The sequence below is a fragment of the Streptomyces sp. L2 genome, from assembly GCF_004124325.1.
Lineage (GTDB): Bacteria > Actinomycetota > Actinomycetes > Streptomycetales > Streptomycetaceae > Streptomyces.
In genome coordinates this window covers 4,882,982-4,909,949 of the sequence record NZ_QBDT01000001.1, presented here as the reverse complement: position 1 = coordinate 4,909,949, position 26,968 = coordinate 4,882,982, and the positions used below count along the sequence as shown (strand labels likewise).

The window sequence follows — 26,968 nt, the reverse complement described above, 5'->3', positions numbered from 1 at the left end:
AGTGATGCGCAGCAAGAGCGACACCATCCGGACACACAGGGCCGCCACGGCACTCGCCGCCCTCCTCGCGGGAGCCCTCGCGCTCACCGCCTGCTCGGGCAGCAGTGACAAGAAGGACGACGGCGGGAAGAGCAGCGGGCCGGGCGGCGGCGGTTCGACGGTCTCGCTGCCGAAGCTGGACGGCGCGCACCTGGAGGTCGCCGCCGTCTGGACCGGCACCGAGCAGGCCAACTTCAAGAAGGTCCTCGCGGAGTTCGAGAAGCGCACCGGGGCGAAGGTGACCTTCGTGCCGGCGCAGGACCCGATCATCAACTTCCTCGGCTCGAAGATCGCCGGCGGTCAGCCGCCGGACGTGGCGATGCTGCCGCAGCCGGGCGCCATCAAGCAGGCGGTGCAGAAGAACTGGGCCAAGCCGCTCGGCCCGGACGCCCTGAAGGAGTTGCGGAAGAACTACTCGCAGGGCTGGCAGGACATCGGCAAGGTCGGCGGCAAGCAGTACGGCGTGTACTACAAGGCGGCCAACAAGTCGCTGATCTGGTACAACGCCAAGGTCTTCGAGAACGCGGGCGCCAAGGAGCCCAAGACCTGGCAGGACCTGATGAAGACGGCGCAAGCCGTGTACGACTCGGGGGTGACGCCGTTCTCGGTGGGCGGCGCGGACGGCTGGACGCTGACGGACTGGTTCGAGAACGTCTATCTGTCCCAGGCGGGTCCGGAGAAGTACGACCAGCTCGCCCAGCACAAGATCAAGTGGACCGATCCGTCGGTGAAGCAGGCCCTGACGACGCTCGCGCAGGTCTGGGGCAAGAAGGACTATGTGGCGGGCGGCGCGGACGGCGCGCTGCAGACGGAGTTCCCCGCGTCGGTGACGCAGACGTTCACCGGTGGCGACCAGCCGAAGGCGGCGATGGTCTACGAGGGTGACTTCGCGCAGGTCAACATCGGCGACACCAAGGCGAAGGTGGGCACGGACGCGAAGGTGTTCCCGTTCCCGGCGGTCGGTTCGACCGCGCCGGTGGTCTCCGGTGGTGACGCGGCCGTCATCCTGAAGGACTCCAAGGCGGCGCAGGCGCTGGCCACGTTCCTGGCCTCGCCGGACGCGGCGACGATCCAGGCGAAGCTCGGCGGCTATCTCTCGCCGAACAAGAACGTGCCGGTCTCGGCGTACCCGAACACGGTCCAGCAGACGATCGCGAAGGCGCTGATCGCCTCCGGCGACGACTTCCGGTTCGACATGTCCGACCAGGCCCCGCAGGCGTTCGGCGGCACCCCCGGCAAGGGCGAGTGGAAGGACCTGCAGGACTTCCTGAAGAACCCGAAGGACGTGGCGGGGACGCAGGCGAAGCTGGAGAAGGACGCGGCGGCCGCGTACGGGACCGGGCGGTAGTCCGGCCATGGCGTCGGCAGCGGCGGCCGGGGCCCCACCGGGCCCCGCCGCGCCCCGCGGTCGCAAGAGCGTGACCGGCACCCGCAAGGCGGTGGCAGCGCTGTTCCTGTTGCCCGCGCTGGTGCTGCTGGGCGCGCTCGTGGTCTACCCGATCGGGTACTCGCTCGTCCGCAGTTTCTCCGCCGACTCGGGTGGCGGGTTCGCGGGCTTCGACAACTACAAGGCGATCTTCACGGACGACGGCATCCGTACGGCGCTGAAGAACAACGTCATCTGGGTGGTGTTCGCGCCTACGGTGTCCACCGCGCTCGGTCTGGTCTTCGCGGTGCTGACCGAACGGGTGCGCTGGGGCACGGCGTTCAAGCTGGTCGTCTTCATGCCGATGGCGATCTCGATGCTGGCGGCCGGGATCATCTTCCGGCTGGTGTACGACCAGAGCCCGGACAAGGGGGTCGCCAACGCGGTGTGGGTGGGGGTGCACGACACGTTCGCGCAGTCGTCGGCGTTCCCCAAGGCGCACCCGGGCCGCCAGTCGCCACTGAAGCCGGACGCGGGCAGCTTCCTCACCGCCTCACCGGTGCACACCGGGCAGGTGGTGCGGCTGCCTCTGGTCGGTGTCGCACCCGACCAGATGCCGGGCGACGCGAAGAAGGCGGTCGCGGCGAAGCCGGAGCCGGGGAAGGTCACCGGCACGACCTGGCAGGACTTCACGCGCGGCAAGGGCGTGGGCCGGCTGGGCGCGCCCGACCCGTCCGAGCTGGGCTACGCCGGGATGCGGATCGAGGCGGTGAGGGACGGCAAGGTCGTGGCCTCGACGACGGCCGCGGACGACGGCACCTTCACGCTGCCCGGTACGGCCGACGGGGCTCGACTGCGGCTTCCGGCGAGCAACTTCAGGGAGCCGTACAACGGGGTCGACTGGCTGGGGCCGACGCTGGTCACGCCGGCGATCATCGGCTCGTACGTGTGGATGTGGGCGGGCTTCGCGATGGTGCTGATCGCGGCCGGGCTGGCGGGCGTGCCGCGGGAGTTGCTGGAGGCGGCGCGCGTGGACGGGGCCAACGAGTGGCAGGTGTTCCGGAAGGTCACGGTGCCGCTGCTGGCACCGGTGCTGGCGGTGGTCGTGGTCACCCTGATGATCAACGTGCTGAAGGTGTTCGACCTCGTCTACATCATCGCGCCGGGCTCCTCCCAGGACGACGCGAACGTGCTCGCGCTGGAGCTGTACCGCAAGGGCTTCTCGGAGGGCCGGCCGGGCGTCGCCAGCGCCATCGCGGTGTTCCTGCTGCTCCTGGTGATCCCGGTGATGCTGTTCAACATTCGCAGGCTGCGGCGGGAGGTCAGGCGATGAAGCCACACGCACCCCTGCCCCGCCGGGCGCCCGGGGGCCGCCCCCCGGGTGAGCACAGGAACAACCGTCGGCTCAGGCGGGAGGTCAGGCGATGAAGCCACACGCACCCCTGCCCCGCCGGGCGCCCGGGGGCCGCCCCCCGGGTGAGCACAGGAACAACCGTCGGCTCAGGCGGGAGGTCAGGCGATGACGGCTACCGCTTCGAGTGTCGGGAAGGTGGCGGCCGCCGGGGCGCCCGTGAAGGCGCGGCAGTCGCTCGGAGCGAGGATCACCGAGAAGCTGAGCGGCGGGCTGGTCCGCGTCTTCCTGATCGTCGTCGGGCTGTTCTGGCTGGTGCCGACCATCGGCCTGCTGATCTCCTCGCTGCGCGCCCCGGCGGAGATGAGCGCGAACGGCTGGTGGAACGTGTTCACCAAGCCGTCCCAGCTGACCTTCGACAGCTACCAGAAGCTGCTGGAGAACAGCGACATCACCAACTCGCTGCTGAACACCGTGCTGATCACGGTTCCGGCCACGCTGCTGGTCGTGGTGATCGGCTCGCTCGCCGGTTACGCGTTCGCCTGGATGGAGTTCCCGGGGCGGGACTGGTGGTTCCTGGGCGTGGTCAGCCTGCTGGTGGTGCCCGTGCAGGTGGCGCTGATCCCGATCGCCGAACTGTTCGGCAAGATCGGCCTGTTCGGGACGATCTTGGGTGTGGTGCTGTTCCACACCGGGTTCGGTCTGCCCTTCGCGGTGTTCCTGCTGCGCAACTTCTTCGCGGAGATCCCCCGCGAACTGCTGGAGGCGGCCCGCCTGGACGGGGCCGGTGAACTGCGGCTGTTCGCCCGGGTGGTGATGCCGCTCGGCGGGCCCGCGATCGCGAGCCTCGGCATCTTCCAGTTCCTGTGGGTGTGGAACGACATGCTGGTCGCGCTGGTGTTCACCAAGTCCGGCTCGCAGCCGATCACGGTCGCCCTGCAGACGCAGGTACGGCAGTTCGGCAGCAACATCGACGTGCTGGCACCCGGTGCGTTCATCTCCATGGTGATCCCGCTGGCCGTGTTCTTCGCGTTCCAGCGGCAGTTCGTGTCCGGCGTGATGGCGGGAGCCGTCAAGTAGCCGCCGAACAGGGCTTTTTCAAGGGGGCGGGCCGCACCGGGTCTGTCCCCTTCGCCGTGCCCGCTGTCCCCCACATGACGTACGAGCCGTAACCAAGTCACTCCATCGGCCGTTCCCGGGCAGAACGCCCGCGCCGAGCCGACCCCATGGATGTCCCTTGCCCAGGTTCAGTGTCATCGTCCCCGCGTACAAGGTCCAGGCGTACCTGTCCGAGTGCCTGGACTCGGTGCTGTCCCAGTCGTACCCGGATCTGGAACTCATCGCCGTCGACGACCGTTCGCCGGACGCCTGCGGCGCGCTGATCGACGAGTACGCCGCCCGCGACGCCCGCGTGAAGCCGCTGCACCTGGCGGAGAACCAGGGCCTGGGCCGGGCCCGCAACGCCGGGATGGCGCAGGCGACGGGCGACTACCTGCTCTTCCTGGACAGCGACGACACGCTCACCCCGGGCGCGCTCGGCGCGATCGCCGACCGGATCAAGGAGACCGGTGAGCCGGACGTGCTGGTCCACGACTACGCGCGCACCTTCTGGACGGGCGAGGCGGTCCGCAACCAGCTCTCCGGTCTGCTGACCGAGCAGGGCCCGGCGCCGTTCCGGCTGGCGGACCGGCCGGCGCTGCTGCGGGTGCTGATGGTCGCCTGGAACAAGGCGTACCGGCGGGAGTTCGTCGAGCGGGAGGGGTTCACGTTCCCGCCGGGCTACTACGAGGACACCCCGTGGACGTTCCCGGTGCTGATGGCGGCGGAGTCGATCGCCACCCTGGACCGGGTGTGCGTGCACTACCGGCAGCGCCGGCAGGGCAACATCCTGCGCACCACCAGCGACAGGCACTTCGACGTGTTCGCCCAGTACGACCGGGTGTTCGCGTACGTCGACGGGCATCCCGAACTGGACCGGTGGCGGCCGGAGTTGTTCCGCCGGATGGTGGACCACTACGCGACGGTGTTCACCCGCCGGGACCGGCTGCCGCGCGGCAGCCGCGCCAGGTTCCTGCGCACCGCCCGCGCGCACTACCGCCGCTACCGGGTGCCCGGGGTCACGGCCCCGCGGCACTCCCGGCTGCGGCACGCCCTGATCCGCTTCGGCCTGCACCGCACCTTCCGCGCGCTGCGGCTCGCCTCGGCCCTGCGCCGTCGTACGGTCAAGGCCGCCGTCACGTCGGCCCGCGCGCTGCGCACCGCCGTGCTCCGGCTGCACTACCGGGTCCAGTCGCGGCTGCCTGTGCGCGCCGACCGGGCGGTGTTCGCCGTCCGGGACGGACAGGGGCACGGCGGTGACCCGGGCGCGCTGGAGGAGGCGTTCCGGGCGCACGCCCCGCACGTGCGCACCGCCTGGATCGCCCGCCCCGAGTTCCAGCGCATGGTCCCGCCGGGCCCGCGCCGGCTGCGTCCGGGTACGGCCGCCTACTGGACGGCGCTGGCCCGTTCCCGGTACCTGGTGAGCGACGGCGACATCGACGCCCGGCTGCGCAAGCGCCCCGGCCAGGTGTTCGTGCGGACGCCGGACGGCACCCCGCTGGGGCACCAGGGCCTCGACCTCCAGGAGCGTCCGGCGGCCGCCCGGGACACGGACTTCGCGCGCCTCCTGGACGCCGCCGACACGTGGGACCACCTGCTCTCCGGCAACCGGCACTCCACCCTGACCTGGGAGCGGGTCCTGCCCGGCCGCTACACCACCCTGGAGTACGGCCACCCCCGCGACGACGTCTTCCAGCGGGCCACCTCGGCGGACGTGGCCCGGCTGCGCGCGTCCCTCGGCATCCCCGAGGACGCGGTGGCGATCCTGTACGCGCCCGCGTACCGCGACCACCGGCGCACCCAGCGCCCGCTGCTCGACCTGGAGCGGATCGTGCGCCGGCTGGGCCCGCGCTACGTGATCCTGGCCCGCACGCACGCGACGCAGGACGGTCCGGCCGACGCGGGCATCCGGATCATCGACGTCACCGGGCACCCGAGCGTGGAGTCCCTGTGCCTCGCCTCGGACGCGCTCGTCACCGACTACGCGTCGATCATGTTCGACTACGCCAACCTGGACCGGCCGATCGTGGTGCACACCGAGGACTGGGAGGCCTACGAGGCGTCCCGGGGCACCTACCTCGACCTGCGGGCCTGCCCGCCGGGGGCGGTGGCCCGCAGCGAGGACGAGCTGATCGACATCTTCGCCACCGGGCACTGGCGCGGCTCGCGCTCCGCCCAGCTGCGGACCGCGTTCCGCGAGCGGTTCTGCCCGTACGACGACGGGAGCGCCGCCGAACGCGTCGTACGGCATGTCGTGCTGGGCGAGCGGGAGGGGCTGCCGGCGGTGGTGCCGCTCGCGGAGCGGCGGCCGGTGCCGGCGGCCGCGTCCGGGGCGGCGCGTGCCCCGCTGACCACGGTGGAGCAGCCCCCCGGGGTCCGTCCGGACGAGCCTTGTTCCGGGTCGCGGCCGGGCATGGCGGAGCGTCCCCCGGGCACCCGGACGGGTGCGGTGGAGCAGCCGTACGACAGCCGGCCGGGCGCCTCACCGCAAGCTTCCGGTTCGCCGACCGTCACCGAGAGCCGCTGAACGCCGTTTGACCTTCCGGGAGTTCCCGTGCCCCGCAACACGTCCCGGCCCACGCCGACCCGGCCGTCCACCTGGCGTCCGGCAGGACGGCCCGGCCGTTCCCGCATGACGAAACGCATGACGACACGCACGACAACAGGCATGACAACAGAGAGAACAGAATGCCCCGCTTCAGCATCATCGTCCCGTCCCACGGGGTCGCCGGCCGGCTGTCCCAGGCGCTGGACTCCGTCCTCGGCCAGTCCTTCGGCGACCTGCAGCTGATCCCGGTCTGCGACAGCCCCGGCACCCCGGCCGCCGCCGTGGCCGCCGGCTACGCCGAGCGGGACTCCCGGGTGACCCCGGTCGACTCGCCGCCCAGCGCCGGACTCGGCGGGGCGCGCAACGCCGGGATGCGGACGGCGACCGGCGCGTACCTGCTGTTCCTGGACGGCGACGACGTCCTGCTGCCGGGCTCCCTGGCGGCGCTGGACGCGCGGCTGACCGAGACCGCCGGGGTGGACGTGCTGTACACCGAGCACGAGCGGGCCCCGTGGTGGGAGGGCGAGCCGACGAACCCGCTCGCCCCGCTGCTGGCCACCGCGCCGAAGGGGGCTTTCGCACCGGCCGCGCTGCCGGGGCTGACGGGTGTGCAGTTCCCCGCGTGGAGCGCCGTCTACCGCCGCACCTTCCTCACCGAGCACGAACTGACGTTCCCCGACAGCCACTTCACGGACCTGGGCTGGGGCGGCCTGGTGACGATCGCCGCCCAGCGGGTCGCGGTGCTGCGCTCGGCGGTCGTACGGCACCGGCTGCGGCGGCAGGGCAGCCGGCTGAACCTGCCGGGCCCGCAGCAGCACGCCCTGCTGGACCAGGTGGAGCTGGTGCTGACCCGGGCCGCCGAGCGCGCGCTGCCCGCCGAGCGGACCGGGCCGCTGTTCGAGCAGCTCTTCACGCAGGTACTGAAGACGGCGTCCCGCCCGGAGCGGCTGCCGTCCGGGCACCGCGCGTTCTTCCGCCGCGCCGGACGGCTGTACCGGCGGCACCGGCCGGCCGGGCACCGGGTGCCGGGCGGCAGCCTGGGTGTCCAGCACCGGCTGCTCGCCACCGGCGCGTACACCGCGTTCCGGGCGCTGCGCGGCGCCAACCGGGTCGCCGCCCGCGCCGCCGAGCGGCTGCCCCGCCCCCGCATGCTGCGCACCCGGCTGCGCTACGCCCGTGACCTGCGCCGCCCGCTGGATCCCCACCTGGCGGTGTTCTGCGCCTATTGGGGCCGGGGCTACGCCTGCAACCCGGCGGCGATCCACGCCAAGGCCCGCGAACTCGCCCCGCACATCCGCTCGGTGTTCCTGGTCGAGGCGGACCAGGCGCACGCGATGCCTCGGGACGTGGAGCACGTGGTGATCGGCTCGCGCCGCTACTGGGAGGTGCTGGCCCGCGCCACCTACCTGTTCAACAACGCCAACTTCGCCGAGGGTGTCGTCAAGCGGCGCGGCAGCGTGCACGTGCAGACGCAGCACGGCACCCCGCTGAAGCACATGGGCGTGGACCAGTCGACGCACCCGGTGGTGGCCGCGCGGTCCGGCAGCTTCACCAAGCTGCTCGGCCGGGTGGACCGCTGGGACTTCAACCTGTCCTCCAACCGCCACTCCACGCAGATGTGGGAGCGGGCCTTCCCCGGCTCCTACGAGCACCTGGAGTACGGCTATCCGCGCAACGACGTGTACTGCACGGCGACCGGCGAGGACGTGGCCCGGATCCGGCGCGAGCTGGGCGTGCCCGAGGGCAAGACGGCCGTGCTGTACGCCCCGACCCACCGCGACCACCACACCGGCTTCGAGACGGGCCTGGACCTGGAGGCGTTCTGCGCGGCGGCCGGCGAGGACGTCGTCGTCCTGCTGCGCGCCCACTACTTCTACGACCGGGGCCGCGCCCGCAGCTCCGGCCGGATCATCGACGTCACCGGGCACCGTTCCTCGGAGGACGTGTGCCTGGCCGCGGACGCGCTGGTCACCGACTACTCGTCGATCATGTTCGACTACGCCAACCTGGACCGGCCGATCGTCGTGTACGCCGACGACTGGGAGGTCTACCAGGAGACCCGCGGCGTGTACTTCGACCTGATGGCCGAGCCGCCCGGACCGGTGGCCCGCACCCCGGAGGAGCTGGCCCGGATCTTCCGCGACGGCGAGCACGCGGGCGCGGAGTCGAGAGCGCTCAGGGCCGCGTTCCGGGAGCGGTTCTGCCAGTTCGACGACGGTCTGGCCGCCGAACGTGTCGTACGGCGGGTGCTGCTCGGCGAACCGCCGGAGGCGATCCCGCCCGTGATCCCGCTCGCGGAGCGCGTCCCCGCCCCCGCAGCCGCGTCCCTCGTGAGGAGCTGACTGAAGCCGTGCCCCGTTTCAGCGTCATCGTCCCCTGCTTCAAGGTGCAGGGCTTCCTGCGCGAATGCCTCGACTCGGTGCTCGGGCAGTCCTACGAGGACATCGAGCTGATCGCCGTCGACGACTGCTCCCCGGACGGCTGCGGCGCGATCCTCGACGAGTACGCGGCCCGTGACCCGCGCGTGAAGGTGCTGCACCTGCCGGAGAACGTCGGGCTGGGCCGTGCCCGCAACGCCGGGATGCCGCACGCCACCGGCGACTACCTGTTCTTCCTGGACAGCGACGACACTCTCACCCCGGGCGCGCTGCGGGCCATGGCCGACCGGCTCGGCGAGGCCGGCGACCCGGACGTGCTGGTCTTCGACTACGCGCGCACCTACTGGTGGGGCGGCACCCGGCGCAACGTCCTCGCGCACATCCTCGCGGAGGCCGGCGACGGCACGTTCACGGTGGGCGAGTACCCGGAGATCCTCGACCTGCTGATGGTGGTGTGGAACAAGGTGTACCGGCGGGACTTCACCGAGGCCCACGGCTTCGAGTTCCCGCCCGGCTACTACGAGGACACCCCGTGGACGTTCCCGGTGCTGCTCAGCGCCGGCCGGATCGCCACCCTGGACCGGATCTGCCTGAACTACCGGCAGCGCCGGCAGGGCAACATCCTGTCCACGACCAGCCGCAAGCACTTCGACATCCACGACCAGTACGCGCGGGTGTTCGCGTTCGTCGACGCGTACGAGGAGCTGTGGACGTGGCGGCCGTACCTGCACCGCAAGATGGGTGAGCACTGCCTGGACATCCTCGCCAAGCCGGACCGGCTGCCGCCCGGCGACAAGGCCGAGTTCTTCCGCCGTACCGCCGAGATGTTCCGCGCGCACCGGCCCGAGGGTGTCCGGGCCGAGGGCGAGGTCGCGGTGCTGGAGGGCACGTACGCGATGTACCGGCTGCGCCGGCAGGCCGGCCGCGCGGGGCGGGAGGCCGGGCGGCGGGCCGCGCAGGCACGCCGGACGGCGGCCGCGCGGGGCCGGCGGGGCTGGGCCGCCCTGCACGCGCGCCGCCCGCTGGACGAGCACCTGGTGCTGTACTCGGCGTCCTCGCACCGGGGTCTGCTGGGCGATCCGGCGGCCGTCTACTACAAGGCGCAGGAGATCGCCCCGCAGTTGCGCGGGGTGTGGGTGGTCCGGGACGAGGAGGCGGCCGAGCAGCTGCCGCCTGGTGTGGAGCACGTGCTCGTGGACTCCCGGCGCTGTCTGGAACTGGCCGCGCGGGCGAAGTTCTTCGTCAACGACGTCAACTGGCCCGCCACGCCGGCCAAGCGGCCCGGCAGCGTGTACATCCACACCCACCAGGGCACGCCGCTGAAGTACATGGGCGCGGACCTGCTGGGCAAGCCCGGCGCCCGGCTCGGCTTCGACGTGCCGCAGATGCTGCGCCGGGCCGACCGGTGGGACTACAGCCTGGTCGCCAACCAGCACTCCGAGTTGGTGTGGGAGCGGGCCTACCCCTGCCACTTCACCTCGGTGCGCACCGGCAGCCCCCGCAACGACGTGCTGGTGACCTCGCGCACCGACCCGGCGGCCGGGGCGTCGTTCCGGCTGCGGCACGGCATCCCGGAGGACCACACGGTGGTGCTGTACGCGCCGACCCGCCGGGACTACCGGCGTGGCGGGCACGCCGACCGGTTCGACCTGGCCCGGTTCGCGGCCGACCTCGGCGAGGGGCACACGCTGGTCGTCCGGCTGCATCCGACGCTGGCGGCGGGGCCGGCGCGCGGGATGGGGCTGAGTGAGCTGGCGCGGCGCGGGATCGTGGTCGACGCGACCGACGAACCGCACGCCGAGGAGGTCATGCTCGCCTCGGACGCGCTGGTCACCGACTACTCGTCGATCATGTTCGACTACGCCGACCTGGACCGGCCGGTCGTCGTGCACGCCGACGACTGGGAGGCGTACACCGCGAGCCGCGGCACCTACCTCGACATCACGGCCGAGGCACCCGGCCATGTCTCCCGCTCCTACCGGGAGCTGGCCTGGCTGTTCACCTCCGGTTCGTGGCGGGACGAGGAGTCGGCGCGGCTGCGGGCGGACTTCCGGACGCGGTTCTGCGCCTACGACGACGGGCGCGCGGCGGAGCGGGTCGTACGGACCCTGCTGCTGGGTGAGCCGATGGAGAGTCCGCCGCACGTACGGATCCCGGGGCAGGGCCGGGCGCCGGAGCGGGACGCGCTGGCGTCGGCGTAGACGCGGTGCGGGGTGCCGGTCCCGTCTCCTGGGACCGGCACCCCGCACTCATCCCTGTGTCACTCGATGACGAGGTCGACCTCGATGTTGCCGCGGGTGGCGTTGGAGTAGGGGCACACCTGGTGGGCGGCCTCGACGAGCTTGCGGCCGGTCTCCTCGTCCACGGTCCCGGGCAGCTCGACGCGCAGCGTCACCTTCAGGCCGAAGCCCTCGCCCTGCTTGCCTATGCCGACCTCGGCGGTGACGGCCGCGTCGCTGACGTCCACCTTGGCCTGGCGGCCGACGAGGCCGAGGGCGCTGCCGAAGCAGGCGGCGTAACCGGCGGCGAACAGCTGCTCGGGGTTGCTGCCCTGGCCGTTGCCGCCCAGCTCCACCGGCATGGCCAGGGCGAGGTCGATCCGGCCGTCGGAGGAGACGGCGCGGCCCTCGCGGCCGTGGGTTGCGGTGGCGACAGCGGTGTAGAGCGCGTCCATGGGGGACCATCCCTCTCGGGTGTGAGTTCGGTGTGATCACGCGGGTTCCGCGCGGGTTCCTTGCGACCACAAGTAGAGCACACAATTAAATTGCACACAACTGAATGGCCCGGGGAGTTACCCTGGGGACATGACCGACACGGAGTGGCTCCGCCTGGACCGCCAGATCTGCTTCTCCCTGCACGCGGCGTCCCGCGCCTTCAACGGCGTGTACCGCGTACTCCTCAAGGACCTCGGGCTCACCTACCCGCAGTACCTGGTGATGCTGGTGCTCTGGGAGCAGGGCGAGCTGCCGGTCAAGAAGCTCGGCGAGCATCTGCGCCTCGACTCCGGCACGCTGTCCCCGCTGGTCAAGCGGCTGGAGGCGGCGGGCCTGGTGCGGCGGGAGCGCAGCGCGCTGGACGAGCGGTCGGTGCGGGTGCTGCTCACCGAGGAGGGGGCGGCCCTGCGGGAGCGGGCGCTGGAGGTGCCGCGCCGCATCATGTCGGCCACGGGCTTCCAGGTTGACGAGATCACCGAGCTGCGCGAGCGGCTGGACCGGCTCACCACCGCTCTGGACGCGGCCGCGGCGGCACCGGGCTCCCGCTAGCCGGGGCCCCGTCCCACCGCACGTACAGCCGTACGGTCACCTCGCCGGACCTGGCCTGGGCGACCCCCACGAAGTGTGCGCCGAGCGCCGCCACCTCGGCCCGCTCGACAGGGGTCTCGGCCGGGTACCGCCCCGCCAGCAGCTTCGGGTCGCCCACCACCCACACCCGGTCGAGGCGCCGCATCCGTCCGAGCAGCTCGGCGGCCCCCACCTCCCGCCCGTACAGGGTCCCGGACACGGCAGCGCCCCGCGCCAGCGCGACATCCCGCACCCCCTTGAACGCCCCCGGATACGCCAGCGCCGCGTTCCGCCCGGCCCCGGGCACGAACAACACCGCGTCCCCCGCCCGCACCTCCCGCCCAGCCACCCGAGAAACCCCACCCAAATCATCAGCCCGCCCCCCAGGCAACCGATCCTCTTCGAGCAGGGGCAACTGATGAACAAGCCCAGCCCCGACAAACACCACACCAACCAGAGCGAGCAGGCTCCCCCTCACCACCGGCCACCCCCCCAACAAGCCGTCGTCGACCTGCCGCGCCGGCCGCCCTCCCAACACGCCGTCGTCGTGTGCCTGCCGCACCGGTCGCCCGTGCAGTCTCCCGTCGTCGTGTGGGCAGGCGTTCCGCAGGGCGATGGGGGTCCCCCCGCTCGAGCGAAGCCGAGAGTGGGGGAGGGTGGGCACACGACGACCACCGGGCCGCACCCGGCCGACGGCACCAGCCCCCACCGCCCCCGAACCAGCGGAGCGCCCCCGCACGCGACGACCACCGGGCCGCAGTCGGGCCACTACCGTCACCACCTTCTCCGCCCCCGCCGCCACCAGCAACGGCGCCCCGCTCAGCGCAAACAGCACGTACCGGTCCACATACAGCGGCGAGAACAGCGAAGCGACCATCAGCACCCCCGGCGCCACCACCACCAGCGGCAACGCCACCCCCGCACAGCTCAGTTCCCCCCGCCGCCCCACGACACCCCCCACCCCCAGCACCGCGAGCGACAGACACACCCCGAACACCAGATCCGTCGGCCCCAGAAACGCCCGCAGCAGCGCACCCGCCGTCCCCCACGTCGGCGGCCGCAACCACGCCACCTGCGCCGACTGCCCCCACGACACCACCACCATCGGCACCAGCCCGGCCGCCACCGCCCCCGCCGCACACCCCCACCCCCGCCACACCCGCGCCCCGGCCCGGGCCAGCGCCAGCGACCCCGCGTGGGCGAGCAGCAGCAGGACGGCGAACTCGTGCAGCCAGCAGGTGAGTCCGAGGACAGCGCCGTACCCCCACCACAGCCGCCCCCCGCCCCCACGCACCGCGCGGACGAACAGCAGCGTCGCCCCGGTCGCCCCGGCGGCGACGAGGGCGTAGGAGCGGCCCTCCTGCGCGTAGTGCCCGGCCATCGGCGTGACGGCGTACAGCAGGCCGGCCCACAGCCCCACCCGCGGCCGGACCAGCCGGGTGCCGAGTTCGGCGACCAGCCCCGCCGTGACCGCCGCCGCGCACACCGAGGGCAGCCGCAGCACCACCTCACCGGGGTGGACGGTGAGGACGGCGTGCATGAGGAGGTAGTACAGGCCGTGCACGGCGTCGACACCGTGCAGCAGCCGCCAGATCTGCGGCACCGTACGCCGCGCGACCTGGAAGGACACCGCTTCGTCGCGCCACATCGCCCCCCGGTCGAGCCCCCACAGCCCGAGCCCGGCCATCACCAGCGCCGGCACGCCCACGGCGGCGGCGTGCCGCCCGCGCGCGGAGGCCAGGGCGGACCGCGTGTGCGGCGGCGGCCGGCGGGCACCCGGCTCCGGGCTCGCCTGCCCGCTCGGCCGGCGCGGCTGCTGTGTGACGAGAAGCCCGATGTTCACCACGGCCCGATCTTTTGCGATTAGCCAACCTTTTGCGGTTATTGATGGCGTATCAGCAGAGATACACCATCCGCCCGGCTTAGGCTCGCACGTGATGAATCGCCGCCTCCACGAGCCCGATCCGCGCGCCCCCGCCTCCGCCCCCGTCCGCCCGTCCCGCCCCCGGCCCGTCCTCGCGCTCTCGGCCTGCTGGCTCGCCACCCGTGCGCTGATGCTGTGGCTGCTCGCGCACGACAGCGCGCCGCTGGTGGGCGGGGGTTCGGTGGGGCGGGAGGTGTGGCGGCTGTACTTCCACTGGTACGGCGTCCTGGCCCAGGGCGCGTTCCCGGCGCACGACACGCGGTGGCAGTACCCGCCCGGCGCCGGTGCGGTGCTGATGGCGCCCGGCCTGCTGCCGGAGTTGACGTACTTTCAGGCGTTCGTCGCGCTGGCGCTGGCCGCGGACGCGCTGATCGCGGTGGCCCTGGTCCGCGCGGGTTGCGGGCGCCGCCGGAGTCTGCTCGGCGCCGCCCTGTGGACAGGCGGCCTGCCGCTCCTGCTGCACCTGCCGCTCGCGCGCTACGACGTGCAGGTCACCGCGTTCGCCGTCCTCTCCCTGTTGACGCTGGCGCGCTTCCCGCGCGTGGGCGGCGTGCTCGGGGCGCTCGGCGCGCTGGTGAAGGTGTGGCCGGCCCTGGTGCTGCTGGGGATGCCCCGGGGGCGGGCGACACGGACGGCGTGGACGTGGGCGACGGCGGCCGGGGCCGTCTCGCTCGAGATGTTCGCGGTCCTGTTCAGCGATCCGCTGGCCTTCCTGCGGGAACAGGGCGGCCGGGGCGTGCAGATCGAGTCGCTCGGTGGTACGGCCCTGAACCTCGCGCGGCACGCCGGCTGGCCGGGCACGGTCCGCTACCGGTACGGCGCGATGGAGCTGACCGGTCCGTACGTGTCCGCCGTCGGCGCGGTCTCCGTCGCGCTGACGGCCGTCGCCTTCGTCCTGCTGGTGGTGTGGCGGCTGCGGGCCCGGCGGTGGGACGAGGCGACACCGTACGACGCGGCCCTGTGCGCCGTGCTGCTGTTCACGGTGACCAGCAGGGTCATCAGCCCGCAGTACCTGGTCTGGCTGCTCGGGCTGGCCGCCGTCTGCCTGACCTCGCGGGTCACCGGCCAGCGGCCCGTGGCCGTGCTGGTCCTGGCGGCGAGCGCGCTGAGCACGCTCGCCTATCCGATGTCCTACGGCGAGGTGGTCGCCGGCACCTGGACCGGCTGTCTGCTGATGCTGGCCCGCAACGGGCTGCTGGCGGCGGCAGCCGTGCTGTCCTTCGTCCGGTTGTGGCGCTCGACACGCGCTGCGACCGTAAAGACAGGACCCGCGGCACAACCACTGGCCGTTTCCGACCGTCTTCAAGAACGAGCGGCAAGTGGCTCTTAACAGAGTATTACCGAACGAATCTACCTTCCGTCCTGTGGACCCCATGCTGAGCGAACCGCACGAGAAGCCCCGGGCCGGTGTCGTCGTCATCGGCTACAACGACGCCGCCCATGTGACCGAGGCCGTACGCTCGGCGCTCGCGCAGGGACCTGCCGTGGCCGAGGTCATCGCGGTGGACGACTGTTCGACCGACGGCAGCGCAGACCTGCTGGACCGCCTGGCGGCCGACGAGCCCCGGCTGCGGGTGGTGCGCCGGGAGACCAACAGCGGCGGCTGCGGCACCCCGCGCAACACCGGGATCGACGCGGTGACGGCGCCGTACGTGATGTTCCTGGACAGCGACGACGTGCTGCCGCCCGGCGCGGTGGACGCGCTGCTGGACGCGGCGACGCGGACGGGCGCCGAGGTGGCGAGCGGGCTGTGCGTGCGCCGGGAGCTGCCCTCGGGGATCGAACAGCCCTGGCAGGCGTCCCTCTACACGGAGCACAGCACGGTCGCGCACCCGTCCCGGCTGCCCCGCCTGGTCCACGACACGCTGTGCGTCAACAAGCTGTACCGGACCGGCTTCCTGCGCGAGAACGGCATCCGCTTCCTCGAAGGACGCTTCCTCTACGAGGACTTCGTCTTCACCGCGCGCGTCCTGGCCGCCGGGCCGCGCATCGCACTGGTCCCGGACCGCGTGTACCTGTGGCATGTCCGGCGCACCGCCGAGCAGTTGTCGCTGTCCCTGGACCGGGGGCGCATAGAGAACTGGAAGGCGCGCCTCGAAGCGTGCGCCCAGGCGTACGACATCCTGCTGAGCGCCGGGCAGAAGGAGCTGGCCCGGGCGGCGCGGGCCAAGTTCCTCGATCACGAACTGCGCATGTACGCCCGCGAACTGGGGCTGCGCGACCCGGCGTACCAGCGCGCCTGGTGGACGCAGGCCCGCGACTATCTCGCCCGCTACGACGCCGGCGACTGGGAGATCGACGCGGGGGCGCCCGGCCGGCTGCTCGCGTCGCTGATCCTGGAGTCCCCCGAGCCTCGGGACCTGCCCCGCGTGCGGGAACTCTCCGCCCGTCCGGCCCGGCTGCTCCCGCCGTACGCCCGCGCCGAGGACGGCAGCCCCGTCTGGTCGGCGGGCCTCCCCCAGATCTCCCTCGCCCCGCTGCTGTCCCGCCCCGCCGGGCTCCTCCCGCTCGCCGTGGACGCCGAGCTGCGCCCCCGGGCGCGGGGCGGCCGGCTTCTGCTGCGCCTGCACGAGCTGTACGGCCGGGTGGCCGAGGCGGGACCGCGCGAGGTCACCGTGGAGTGGAGGTCCCGGGACGACGGGCACGCCGCCGGGACCCGTACGGTCCCCCTGACGGCCGCGGCCGAGGGGATCTGGTCGGGCGAGGCGCCCACGGACCTCGCCGCGCTCGGGGCGGGCACCTGGGACCTGCGGGTCTCCGTCCACTTCGCGGACGGCGAGTGCCGCGAGGCGACGGCACACGCGCTCACCGGCGCCGGCCGGCTGGGCAGGCGGGCCCTGCCCAGCGTCCTGCACGGTGTCCTGCTGGCCCAGCCCTACGCCACCCACTCCGGCGCGCTGGCGCTGCGGCTGGCGCCGGGCCTCCGAGGAGTGCTGAAGGTGGCCCTCGGACGCCTGCGGCGACTGCTTCACTGAGAAGACGACTGGGCAGGACCACTGGGCAGGACCACTGGGCAGGACCGCTGGGCAGGACCGCTGGGCAGGACCGCTGGGCAGGACCACTGGTAGGAGCACGGTGACGGACCGGCCTGGTGAAGGACCGGTCTGGTGAGGGACCGGTCTGGCGATCGACCGGCCTGGCGAACGACGAGGAGACGACCGCACATGACCTGGCTGATCACCGGCGGCGCCGGCTACATCGGGGCGCACGTCGTACGGGCGATGGCCGAGGCGGGCGAGCGGACGGTGGTCTACGACGACCTGTCCACCGGTATCGCCGCCCGGCTGCCCGAGGACGTCCCGCTGGTGGAGGGCTCGACCCTGGACGCCGAGCGGGTGGCGCGGGTGCTCGCCGAGCACGAGGTCACCGGGGTCGTGCACCTGGCGGCCAAGAAGCAAGTGGGCGAGTCGGTGGAGCTGCCGCTGCACTACTACCGGCAGAACGTGGAGGGCCTGCGCGTCCTGCTGGAGGCCGTGACCGACGCCGGTGTGGCGTCCTTCCTGTTCTCCTCGTCCGCCGCGGTCTACGGCATGCCCGACGTGGAGCTGGTGACCGAGGAGACGCCGTGCGTGCCAATGTCGCCGTACGGCGAGACCAAGCTGGCCGGTGAGTGGCTGGTCCGCGCGACCGGCCGGGCCACGGGCCTGGCGACGGCCTCCCTGCGCTACTTCAACGTGGCGGGGTCGGCCTCGCCCGAGCTGGCCGACACGGGGGTGTTCAACCTGGTCCCGATGGTCTTCGAGAAGCTCACGGAGGGCGCGGCCCCCCGCATCTTCGGCGACGACTACCCGACCCCGGACGGCACCGGCATCCGGGACTACATCCACGTGGCCGACCTGGCCGACGCCCACGTGGCCGTCGCCCGCGCGCTGCGCTCCGCCCCGGGCGCCGACCTCACCTTCAACATCGGCCGCGGCGAGGGCGTCTCCGTCCGCGAGATGATGGACCAGATCAACGCGGTCACCGGCTACGACCGCGCCCCCACCGTCACGCCCCGCCGCCCCGGCGACCCGCCCCGCGTGGTCGCCTCCGCCGACCGCATCGCCACGGAACTCGGCTGGAAGGCCCGCCACGACGTCCACGACATGATCAGCTCGGCCTGGGAGGGCTGGGTACGCCTCCACCCGGAAGCGGCCCGCGCCTAGGAATGCAGAAGGCACGAGTACGGGGTCGTAGTCTGCGCGGATGAGCGATCCGGGGGTTGTCGAGCGGGCCGTGGGGGCCGTGGTGGGGTCGGCCGTCGGGGACGCCCTGGGGGCGCCCTTCGAGTTCGGCCCGGAGGGGGCGTTCTCGGCGCGCTTCCCCACGGCCGGGCACGGCGGCGAGATGTGCGGGGGCGGCGGCTGGGACCCCGGGGAGGCGACCGACGACACGCAGATGGCGGTCCTGGTCGCCGAGTCCCTGCTGGAGCGGGGCGGACTCGATCTGCCTGACGTGTTCCGCCGCTTCCAGCGCTGGGCGGCGGCCGAACCGAAGGACATCGGCCTGCAGACGGAGGCGGTGCTGGGCTCCGGCGACCCCTGGGACACGGCGGCGGAGCGGCACTTCCGGGTGAACCAGCGGGGCGCGGGCAACGGGGCGTTGATGCGGGCGGCACCGTCGGCCGTGTACTTCGCCCGCGCGGGCCGCGACGCCACGATGGACGCCGCCCGCCGGCTCTCCGCGCTCACCCACGGCGACCCCGCGGCCTGGGAGGGCACGGCCGCCCTGCACGAGCTGGTCCGGGTGGCCCTGGCGGGCGGCGACCCCGTGGCCGCCGTACCGGACACCCTGCGGTTCCTGCACCGCGACCACCGCGCCCGGTACGCCGCCGTCCTGTCCCCCGGCTGGCATCCCGGCCTGGCCACGGAGTTCAACGGCGCGGTCTGGCCCTGCCTCGGCTCGGCGGTCTGGTCCCTGCGCACGACGACGTCCTACGAAGACGCGATCCGCACGGCGATCGACCTCGGCGGAGACACCGACACCGTGGCGGCGGTGACAGGCACCCTGGCCGGAGCGCTGTACGGCGCCCGTGCCGTCCCGGAACGCTGGACGTCCGCCCTGCACGTACCCCTGCCGGGCTTCACCGGCCGGACGCTCCGCGCTCCTGAACTCGCCGAACAGGCAGGGCGGTTGCTCGACGAGGGCCCTGTGTCACGGCCGTGACGGCGGCGTACCCTTGCCCGTTGCGGAGCACCGCCGTGCTCCGGTTCGTGATCGCTCGGGGGGTAACCATGTCGGACGCCGTACCTGTCTCCGCCGGTTGGACGCGCTTGCCGGAGGGCGCGGACGCGTATTTCGCCCAGCCCTCGGAAGAAGTTCCCGCGGCCACCGTGGTGGTGGGCATGGAGCTGTTCGGCGTCACTTCCTGGGTGGAGAAGGTGTGCCGGCGGCTGGCGGGCGCCGGCTTCCTCGCCGTGGCGCCGGACTTCTACTGGCGCCGGGCGCGCCGCGCCGAGCTGGGCTACGACGACGCGGGCCGCGAGGCGGGCTTCCGGCTGCTGGGCGGGCTGAGCGCCGAGGGTGTCACCGCGGACACCGCGGCCGCGCTGGCGGCGGGCGCCGAGCGGGGGGCCGGGGGCGGGCGGGCCTTCGTGGGCTTCTCCGTCGGCGGGCACCTGGGCGTCCTCGCCGCCACCCGGCTGCCCCTGGACCTGGTCGTCAGCTGCTATGGCGGCTGGACGCTGGACGGCGGGATCCCGCTGGCCGAACCCGAGCCGCCGCTGTCCCCGGCCGGCGCCGCCGCCCTCGCCGGACACGGCACCACGTTCCTCGGCCTGGTCGGCGGCCAGGACTTCCTGATCTCGGCCGACGAGTGGCAGCGCCTCGGCCAACGGCTCGACCAGGCCGGCGTGACCCACGAACTGACCGCCTACCTACACGCCGCCCACGGCTTCCTCTGCGAGGACCGCCCCGAAACCCACGACCCCGAGGCATCGAAGGCCGCCTGGACCCAAATCCTGAAAACCCTGACCCAACTCCCCCACCACCCCTGACAAGCCCCGCCAGGGGCGCGGGGAACTGCGCGAAAAGCCCCACCCACCCGCAGGGGCGCGGGGAACTGCGCGAAAACCCCCACCCACCCGCGCATCCCACCCAACAGAACGCCCCCGACCCCCGGCCCAGCCGCGCGCAGCGCTACAGCGCCCGCAACGCCCCCGCCGTAGCCCGGGCCAGATCATCCAGGTAGCCCCGCGGCAGCCCCCCGCCGCGGATGACGACCGAGCGCCAGTACAGCGGCCCGGAGATGAGGTCCAGCGCCAGGTCCGGGTCCACTCCGGCCCGCACCTCGCCCCGCTGTTCCGCCGCCGCGACGACCTTGCTCGCCACCCCCTCCTGCCCGTCCCGCAGCGCCTTCTGCAGTGCCTCGGCGATGTCCGCGTTGCGCGCGGCCTCGGCCTGGAGGTCGGGGATGATCTGGGAGGCGACCGGGTGCCGCAGCGCGCGGGACGTCACCTCGTAGAGCAGGCGCAGATCGCCCTCCAGTGAGCCGGTGTCGGGGGCCGGCAAGCCCATGACGGCCATCGCCGAGACCACGTCCAGGACCAGGTGCAGCTTGGAGCGCCAGCGGCGGTAGACCGCCGTCTTGCCGACGCCGGCGCGGCGCGCGATCCCCTCGATGGACATGCGCGCGTACCCGACGGCCGCCAGTTCCTCGAACACGGCGGCCCGGATGGCCTCGGTCACGTCCTCCCGGAGCACGGCGGCCCCGGCCGGAGCGCGGCGGCGCGGACGCTTCGGGGCCTCACCGGCGTTCGTCGTCATGCCGACCAGCATAGGCCGTTACGACGAAACGGTTGCGTCCCGACGCGGAATGGGCCTACGCTCACGTTGCGACGATACGGTCCCGTTCCGACGTAAGAGAACGTGAAGAGAAGCGTAAGGAAACGGCGGGCGACGGACTCGCCCCCGGCCGGTCACGACCGGACCCCCTTCCGAGTGAAACCCGAGCGAAAGCAGCGGATGTGAGCCAGGTCCTCGACACACCGCCCCCGACCCAGACCCCGGCCGCCCCCGACCTCGCGGCGCTCGCCGCCCGACACGGCCTCTCGGTCAGCGGGGCCCGCCCGACCCTGCCCCAGTACGTCCGTCAGCTGTGGGCGCGGCGCCACTTCATCGCCGCCTTCGCCACCGCCAAGCTGACCGCCCAGTACAGCCAGGCGAAGCTGGGCCAGGTCTGGCAGGTCATGACCCCGCTGCTGAACGCGGCGGTCTACTACTTCATCTTCGGCATGCTCCTGAAGACCAAGAAGGGCGTCCCGGACTACGTCCCCTTCCTGGTCACGGGCGTGTTCATCTGGACGTTCACGCAGAGCTCGATCATGGCGGGCACCCGGGCGATCTCCGGCAACCTCGGCCTGGTCCGCGCCCTGCACTTCCCGCGCGCCGCGCTGCCGATCTCCTTCTGCCTCCAGCAGCTCCAGCAGCTGCTGTTCTCGATGGCCGCGCTGGTCGTCATCCTGCTCTGCTTCGGCGTCCCGGTCTCGGCCTCCTGGCTGCTGGCCCTGCCCGCGCTGTTCCTGCAGTTCGTGTTCAACGCGGGCATGTCGATGATCATGGCGCGGGCCGGCGCCAAGACCCCCGACATCGCCCAGCTGATGCCGTTCGTGCTGCGCACCTGGATGTACGTGTCCGGCGTGATGTGGAGCATCGGCACGGTCACCAGGAAGGACGCGCACATCGTCACGCTCCTGCTGCAGTGCAACCCGGCCGCCGTCTACCTCGACCTCATGCGGTTCGCGCTGATCGACAGCTTCCACGCCGCCCAGCTGCCCCCGCACGTGTGGGCGCTGGCGGCCGGCTGGGCGCTGGTCGCGGGCGCCGGCGGCTTCATCTACTTCTGGAAGGCTGAGGAGACGTACGGCCGTGGCTGAGAACACCGACGGGACGAACCCCGGCAAGAAGAACCCCGGCAAGAAGAACCCCGACGAGAAGAACCGCGACGAGAAGAGCGCCGTCCCCACCGTCGTCGCCGACCGCGTCGACATCGTCTACCGGGTCAACGGCACCGGCGCGGGCCGCGGCTCCGCCACCGCCGCGCTCCACCGCATCCTGCGCCGCGGCAAGGCCGAGCAGGCGGCGGGCGTCCGCACGGTGCACGCCGTGAAGAAGGTGTCGTTCGTCGCCTACAAGGGCGAGGCGATCGGCCTGATCGGCACCAACGGCTCCGGCAAGTCGACGCTGCTCAAGGCGGTCGCGGGCCTGCTCCCCGTGGAGAACGGCCACATCTACACCGACGGCCAGCCCTCCCTGCTCGGCGTCAACGCGGCCCTCATGAACGACCTCACGGGTGAACGCAACGTCCACCTCGGCGGCCTCGCCATGGGCATGTCCCGTGAGGAGATCCGGCAGCGCTACGACGACATCGTCGAGTTCTCCGGGATCAACGAGAAGGGCGACTTCATCACCCTTCCGATGCGGACGTACTCCTCCGGCATGGCGGCCCGGCTGCGGTTCTCCATCGCCGCGGCCAAGGACCACGACGTGCTGCTCATCGACGAGGCCCTGGCCACCGGCGACCGCGCTTTTCAGACGCGTTCCGAGGAACGGATCCGCGAGCTGCGCAAGGAGGCCGGTACGGTCTTCCTGGTCAGCCACAACAACAAGTCGATCCGCGACACCTGCGAGCGGGTCCTGTGGCTGGAGCGCGGCGAGTTGCGGATGGACGGTCCGACGGAGGACGTACTGAAGGAGTACGAGGCCTTCACCGGGGACAAGAGTGACAATGCAGGCAAGACACAGAGGAATCCGGCCAAGAAGACCGTCGTTACGCAACCATAGAAGCCGAAAGTCCATCTTCCCCAGTGCGTGTTCTTACCTAAGGCGTGGTTATCCCTTTCATCCCTCTAGTGACAGTATGTTATGAAAGGTGCCGCCCGAGCCGCCGACCTCAAGGAGTCATGCCGCGATGCCCCGTCTCAGCGTCATCGTCTACGGACAGAACACCCAGGGGCATCTGACCGAACTCCTCGACGGCCTGGAGGCCCGCCCCCTCCCCGACGCCGAGGTGGTGGTCGCCGCGGTCGGCGACTGGGCGCGCGAGACGGCCGAGGGCCACGACCCGCAGACGGTCGTCGTGCCCCTGCCGGACGGCACCGGTGACGCGGCCGCCCGGGCCGCCGGCGCCGCCCGCGCCACCGGCCGGTGGCTGCACTTCGTGCACGCCAAGGACGGCCTGCCGGCCGGTGCGCCCCGCCTGATCGCCGAGCGCCTCGCGGAACTCGACGACACGGTGGACGTCCTCCTGCTCGACCGCGTCACCACCACCTGGCAGAGCGCCGCCGTCCCCGCCCGCGACGGCCGCCTCCTCGCCGCCGCGGGCCGCGCCACCCTCGCCCTCGACGAGGCACCCGACCTGCTGCGCCTCACCCCCCTGCTCGGCACCCGCGTCCTGCGCGCCGGCTTCTGGCAGGCCCACCAGGAACAACTGGCCTCGGACGACGAGCCGTACGCCGCCCAGGCGGCCCTGCTGCGCGCCGGCCGCGTCGCCTGCCTGAACCAGGTGGCGTACGACGACCGGCGGCTGCGCCCGGAGAGCCTGCCGCCGCTCACCCACCAGGACCGGTTCGCGCTCATCGAGCGCTACGAGTCCCTGCTCCCCCTCGCCAAGGACCGCCGCGCCGCCCGCGGGGTGCTGTACGACCTGATGGTCCGCGACCTGGTCCGCACCTTCGCCCGCGAGGACCTGCCCGAGCCGGTGGCCCGGGAGTTCTTCCGGCGCGCCTCCCTGGCGGCGGTCCGCTGGCGGCCCGAGGGCCATCAGCGCCCGGCCGGTGTCGAGGGCGTCCGGCACGCCCTGCTCGAAGAGGGCGCCTACACCAAGTACCGCGCGTTCCAGGCCGCCAACCGCACCCGCCGCGCCGCCCGGAAGGCCGTACGCACCCGTAAGCGCCAGGCCGGCACGATGCTGCGCGACCGGCAGTACCGCAAGGCGCTCAGCCGGCCCGTCGACCCCGACCTCGCGGTGTTCGCGGCCTACTGGGAGCGCGGGGTGGCCTGCAACCCGGCCGCGATCGCCGCGAAGCTCGCCGAACTCGCCCCGCACATCCACCCGGTGTGGGTGGTCGCCAAGGACAACGCCGCCCTGCTGCCGCCCGGCACGGACCACGTGGTCCCCGGCACCCGCCGCTACTGGGAGACGCTGGCCACCGCCAAGTACCTCGTCAACAACGTCAACTTCCCCAACGCGGTGGTCAAACGGCCCGACGCGATCCACGTGCAGACCCACCACGGCACCCCGCTCAAGCGGATGGGCCTGGACCAGATGGACCACCCGGCCGCCGCCAAGGGCCTGGACTTCGCCGCGCTGCTGGCCCGTATCGACAAGTGGGACTACAGCGTCAGCGCCAACAGCCACTCCACCCGCATGTGGGAACGCGCCTACCCGGCCCGCTACACCTCCCTCGACCACGGCTACCCGCGCAACGACGTCTTCTACACGGCCGGCGCCGCCGAGGTCCGGGCCGCCCGCGAGCGCCTCGGCATCGCCCCCGGCCGCCGCGCCGTGCTGTACGCCCCCACGCACCGCGACTACGAGGCCGGGTTCACCCCCCGCCTCGACCTCGCCGCGCTCGCCGACCGGCTCGGCGACGACACCGTCCTGCTGGTCCGCGCCCACTACTTCTACGGCGGCGCCGCCTCCCCGCTGACCGGCCTGCGCCGCACCGGCCGGATCATCGACGTCTCCTCCTACGACCCCGTCGAGGAGCTGTGCCTGGCCGCCGACGCACTGGTCACGGACTACTCGTCGATCATGTTCGACTACGCCAACCTCGACCGCCCGATCATCGTCTACGCCGACGACTGGGAGACGTACCGCACCACCCGCGGCGTCTACTTCGACCTGATGACCGAACACCCCGGCCAGGTCGCCCGCACCCAGGAGGAGCTGACGGAGATCCTCACCTCCGGCGCCTGGCGCAACGAGAGCGCCGCCAAGGCACGGGCCGCGTTCCGGCGCCGGTTCTGCGAGTACGACGACGGACGCGCGGCCGAACGGGTCGTACGGCGGGTGTTCCTGGGCGAGCCGGAGGACGCGCTGCCCCCGGTGCTCCCGATCGAGGACCGCACCCCCGCCCCGACCCCCGAGGAGGCCACGGCATGACCACCCCCGACGTGACCGTCACCGTCATCGTCTACAATGACGCGGCACGGCTGCCCCGGGCGGTGGCCTCGCTGCGCGCGCAGACGCACTCCAACATCGAGATCGTCATCAGCGACGACCACTCCACCGACGACACGCCGTCCGTGGCACGGGAGTTGGCCGCCCAGGACCACCGCATCCACTACCTGCGGCTGCCGGAGAACAGCGGCGGCTGCAGCGCCCCGCGCAACCGGGCCATCGAGATCGCCCGCGCGCCGTACCTGATGTTCCTCGACAGCGACGACGAACTGCCGCCGAACGCGGTCGAGTTGCTGCTCGCCGCGCACCGCGAGCGCGAAGTGGACTTCGCGATGGGCGCGGTGCGGCGGGTACGGGTGGACAGCGGGCGCCGCTCGACGTGGATGCCGCACCTGGTGTCCGAGCGCCGCACGCTGGACGGCATCGAGGCCGACCCCCGGCTGCTGTTCGAGCACCTGTCCACCAGCAAGATGTACGCGCGGGCGTTCCTGGACCGCCACCAGCTGCGGTTCCCCGAGGGCATCCACTACGAGGACCAGTTGTTCTCGGCGCAGGCGTACTGCCTGGCCACGGCGTTCACGGTCATCCCGGACCCGGTGTACGTCTGGTACATCGAGCCGTTCGCCGCGGCCGCCTCGGCGTCCATCTCCAACCAGCGGCACAAGATCTCCAATGTCCGCGACCGGGTGCACGTGCAGCGGCTGATCGACGACTTCCTGGTGGAGAGCGGGCACGGCGCGCTCCGGGAGGACAAGGACTTCAAGTTCCTCAAGCACGACTTCCGAATGTACGCGGGTGATCTGCCGTTCCGGGACGCGGAGTGGCTGGAGTCGTTCGCCGAGATCATGAACCCGTACCTGGAGACGCTGTCGCCGGGCGCGTACGAGCGGCTGCCTCGGCCCGAGCGGGTCGTCCTCAGGCTCCTCCGCGAGGGCCGGCTGGACGACGTCCGGCAGGCGGCGCGGGGGCTCGGGCACGGGGTCGCGCCGAGGCAGGTCACCACCGACGCGGACGGCACGCCGTACTGGGGCGACCGGGTGCCCGACTCCGAGCCGGCCCGCCGTGAACTGGATTTGACCGACCTGGAGCTGGACACCCGGCCGTTCCCGAGCGCGCAGTTCCGGCACGAGATCACCGAGCTGACGCCGGGTCCCGGGCCCCGCCTCACGCTCGCGGTCCGCACCTACGACCCCGGTCTGCGGCTGCCCGTCGGCCCGCAGCGGGCCGCGCTGCTGCTGACACCGGCCCGGCGCCGGATGACGGTGCCGTTCCGGCTGGACCCGGTGCGGCCCGGGGTGTTCGAGGGGCGGGTCGTGGTGGACCTCGCGTCGGCGTCGCTGCCGTTGCAGGGCTTCGAGGGCATCCGGCACCCGCTGCTCCGCCTCCAGCAGCAGGGCCTGTCCCACGCCGGCCTCCTGCTGGCCCCGCTGGACTTCCCGCGCACCACCGCCCGCGTCGACAACCACGCCGTCACGGTCGAACCCGAGTCCCGCAACCCCGGCCGCCTCCAGCTCCGCTGGCGCCCGATCGGCATGACGGCGCGCGTCATCCGGCCCACGGTCCGCAAACTGGCCGTACCGCGCGTCCGACGGGCCGCCCAACTCATCTCCAGCGCGATGCGCTAGCGCTGGGCTTCGGCCGGGGCGCGGTGGTGGCTCCGGGTCGTGTCTTCGGCTGCGGGTTGTGCCTGGCTGGTCGCGCAGTTCCCCGCGCCCCTGGGTTGGCTGTCCTGCCGTGGGCTGCATGGGCACCGCCCGGCCGAGGCCGTTCTCTGCGTGCGGGCCGCCTGTGGTTCCTCGCGCAGTTCCCCGCGCCCCTTCGGAGCGCTTCCCCAGGGCGGTACAACCCCCACAGAGGCGCGGTCGGCGCCGAGACAACCCAG

19 protein-coding genes are annotated in these 26,968 nt (G+C 72.6%); 16 read left to right on the top strand and 3 right to left on the bottom strand.

Features of this window, described 5'->3' with window-relative positions; genetic code table 11:
* Positions 1 to 4: 4 nt before the first annotated feature.
* The 6 genes from DBP14_RS21905 (at position 5) to DBP14_RS21880 (ending at position 10,981) form a co-directional block, all read left to right on the top strand.
* Positions 5 to 1,387, top strand: a complete 1,383-nt coding sequence (locus DBP14_RS21905; RefSeq protein ID WP_129308849.1) for an ABC transporter substrate-binding protein — start codon at positions 5 to 7, stop codon at positions 1,385 to 1,387.
* Positions 1,388 to 1,394: 7 nt separating this feature from the next.
* Positions 1,395 to 2,738, top strand: coding sequence for a sugar ABC transporter permease (locus DBP14_RS21900; protein WP_129308848.1), 1,344 nt, complete (start codon positions 1,395 to 1,397; stop codon positions 2,736 to 2,738).
* A 186-nt stretch (positions 2,739 to 2,924) separates the two neighbouring features.
* Positions 2,925 to 3,836, top strand: coding sequence for a carbohydrate ABC transporter permease (locus DBP14_RS21895; RefSeq protein WP_129308847.1), 912 nt, complete (start codon positions 2,925 to 2,927; stop codon positions 3,834 to 3,836).
* A gap of 157 nt (positions 3,837 to 3,993) precedes the next feature.
* Positions 3,994 to 6,381 (top strand): CDP-glycerol glycerophosphotransferase family protein, encoded by a 2,388-nt coding sequence (locus tag DBP14_RS21890; protein ID WP_129308846.1) that lies wholly within the window; start codon positions 3,994 to 3,996, stop codon positions 6,379 to 6,381.
* Between the two features lie 161 nt (positions 6,382 to 6,542).
* Positions 6,543 to 8,744 (top strand): bifunctional glycosyltransferase family 2 protein/CDP-glycerol:glycerophosphate glycerophosphotransferase, encoded by a 2,202-nt coding sequence (locus tag DBP14_RS21885; RefSeq protein ID WP_129308845.1) that lies wholly within the window; start codon positions 6,543 to 6,545, stop codon positions 8,742 to 8,744.
* An 8-nt stretch (positions 8,745 to 8,752) separates the two neighbouring features.
* Positions 8,753 to 10,981, top strand: coding sequence for a bifunctional glycosyltransferase family 2 protein/CDP-glycerol:glycerophosphate glycerophosphotransferase (locus DBP14_RS21880; protein WP_129308844.1), 2,229 nt, complete (start codon positions 8,753 to 8,755; stop codon positions 10,979 to 10,981).
* 59 nt (positions 10,982 to 11,040) lie between these two features.
* Here DBP14_RS21880 and DBP14_RS21875 read toward each other — a convergent pair whose 3' ends face one another.
* Positions 11,041 to 11,454, bottom strand: coding sequence for an organic hydroperoxide resistance protein (locus tag DBP14_RS21875; protein ID WP_129308843.1), 414 nt, complete (start codon positions 11,452 to 11,454; stop codon positions 11,041 to 11,043).
* A gap of 130 nt (positions 11,455 to 11,584) precedes the next feature.
* On the opposite strand from DBP14_RS21875, the gene DBP14_RS21870 reads away from it, so the two are divergent.
* Positions 11,585 to 12,043: a MarR family transcriptional regulator gene (locus DBP14_RS21870; RefSeq protein WP_129308842.1), complete on the top strand. Its 459-nt coding sequence runs from the start codon at positions 11,585 to 11,587 to the stop codon at positions 12,041 to 12,043.
* On the opposite strand, the gene DBP14_RS36955 is transcribed toward DBP14_RS21870, so the two are convergent.
* Positions 11,997 to 13,907, bottom strand: a complete 1,911-nt coding sequence (locus DBP14_RS36955) for a glycosyltransferase family 39 protein (RefSeq protein ID WP_347239658.1) — start codon at positions 13,905 to 13,907, stop codon at positions 11,997 to 11,999. The genes DBP14_RS21870 and DBP14_RS36955 overlap by 47 nt on opposite strands.
* Before the next feature lie 208 nt (positions 13,908 to 14,115).
* Between DBP14_RS36955 and DBP14_RS21860 the strand changes: the two genes are divergently transcribed.
* The 5 genes from DBP14_RS21860 (at position 14,116) to DBP14_RS21840 (ending at position 19,960) form a co-directional block, all read left to right on the top strand.
* Positions 14,116 to 15,315: a glycosyltransferase 87 family protein gene (locus DBP14_RS21860; RefSeq protein ID WP_241741267.1), complete on the top strand. Its 1,200-nt coding sequence runs from the start codon at positions 14,116 to 14,118 to the stop codon at positions 15,313 to 15,315.
* Positions 15,316 to 15,358: 43 nt separating this feature from the next.
* Positions 15,359 to 16,960 carry a glycosyltransferase family 2 protein gene (locus DBP14_RS21855; protein ID WP_129312013.1) on the top strand — a complete coding sequence of 534 codons (1,602 nt, stop codon included), beginning with the start codon at positions 15,359 to 15,361 and terminating at the stop codon, positions 16,958 to 16,960.
* Between the two features lie 189 nt (positions 16,961 to 17,149).
* Positions 17,150 to 18,130: a UDP-glucose 4-epimerase GalE gene (galE, locus tag DBP14_RS21850; RefSeq protein ID WP_129308840.1), complete on the top strand. Its 981-nt coding sequence runs from the start codon at positions 17,150 to 17,152 to the stop codon at positions 18,128 to 18,130.
* 40 nt (positions 18,131 to 18,170) lie between these two features.
* Positions 18,171 to 19,130, top strand: coding sequence for an ADP-ribosylglycohydrolase family protein (locus DBP14_RS21845; RefSeq protein WP_129308839.1), 960 nt, complete (start codon positions 18,171 to 18,173; stop codon positions 19,128 to 19,130).
* Positions 19,131 to 19,198: 68 nt separating this feature from the next.
* Positions 19,199 to 19,960, top strand: coding sequence for a dienelactone hydrolase family protein (locus DBP14_RS21840; protein WP_129308838.1), 762 nt, complete (start codon positions 19,199 to 19,201; stop codon positions 19,958 to 19,960).
* A 142-nt stretch (positions 19,961 to 20,102) separates the two neighbouring features.
* On the opposite strand, the gene DBP14_RS21835 is transcribed toward DBP14_RS21840, so the two are convergent.
* On the bottom strand, positions 20,103 to 20,729 hold the full coding sequence (locus DBP14_RS21835) for a TetR/AcrR family transcriptional regulator (protein WP_129308837.1): 627 nt from the start codon (positions 20,727 to 20,729) through the stop codon (positions 20,103 to 20,105).
* Positions 20,730 to 20,929: 200 nt separating this feature from the next.
* Between DBP14_RS21835 and DBP14_RS21830 the strand changes: the two genes are divergently transcribed.
* The 4 genes from DBP14_RS21830 (at position 20,930) to DBP14_RS21815 (ending at position 26,711) form a co-directional block, all read left to right on the top strand.
* A complete protein-coding gene (locus tag DBP14_RS21830) occupies positions 20,930 to 21,838 on the top strand; it encodes an ABC transporter permease (protein WP_129308836.1) in 909 nt (302 codons plus the stop codon).
* Positions 21,839 to 21,950: 112 nt separating this feature from the next.
* Positions 21,951 to 22,745, top strand: a complete 795-nt coding sequence (locus DBP14_RS21825; RefSeq protein ID WP_129312012.1) for an ABC transporter ATP-binding protein — start codon at positions 21,951 to 21,953, stop codon at positions 22,743 to 22,745.
* Positions 22,746 to 22,872: 127 nt separating this feature from the next.
* Positions 22,873 to 25,068, top strand: a complete 2,196-nt coding sequence (locus DBP14_RS21820) for a CDP-glycerol glycerophosphotransferase family protein (protein ID WP_129308835.1) — start codon at positions 22,873 to 22,875, stop codon at positions 25,066 to 25,068.
* Positions 25,065 to 26,711, top strand: coding sequence for a glycosyltransferase family 2 protein (locus tag DBP14_RS21815; RefSeq protein WP_129308834.1), 1,647 nt, complete (start codon positions 25,065 to 25,067; stop codon positions 26,709 to 26,711). Before DBP14_RS21820 ends, DBP14_RS21815 begins: the two co-directional genes overlap by 4 nt.
* Positions 26,712 to 26,968: the final 257 nt, after the last annotated feature.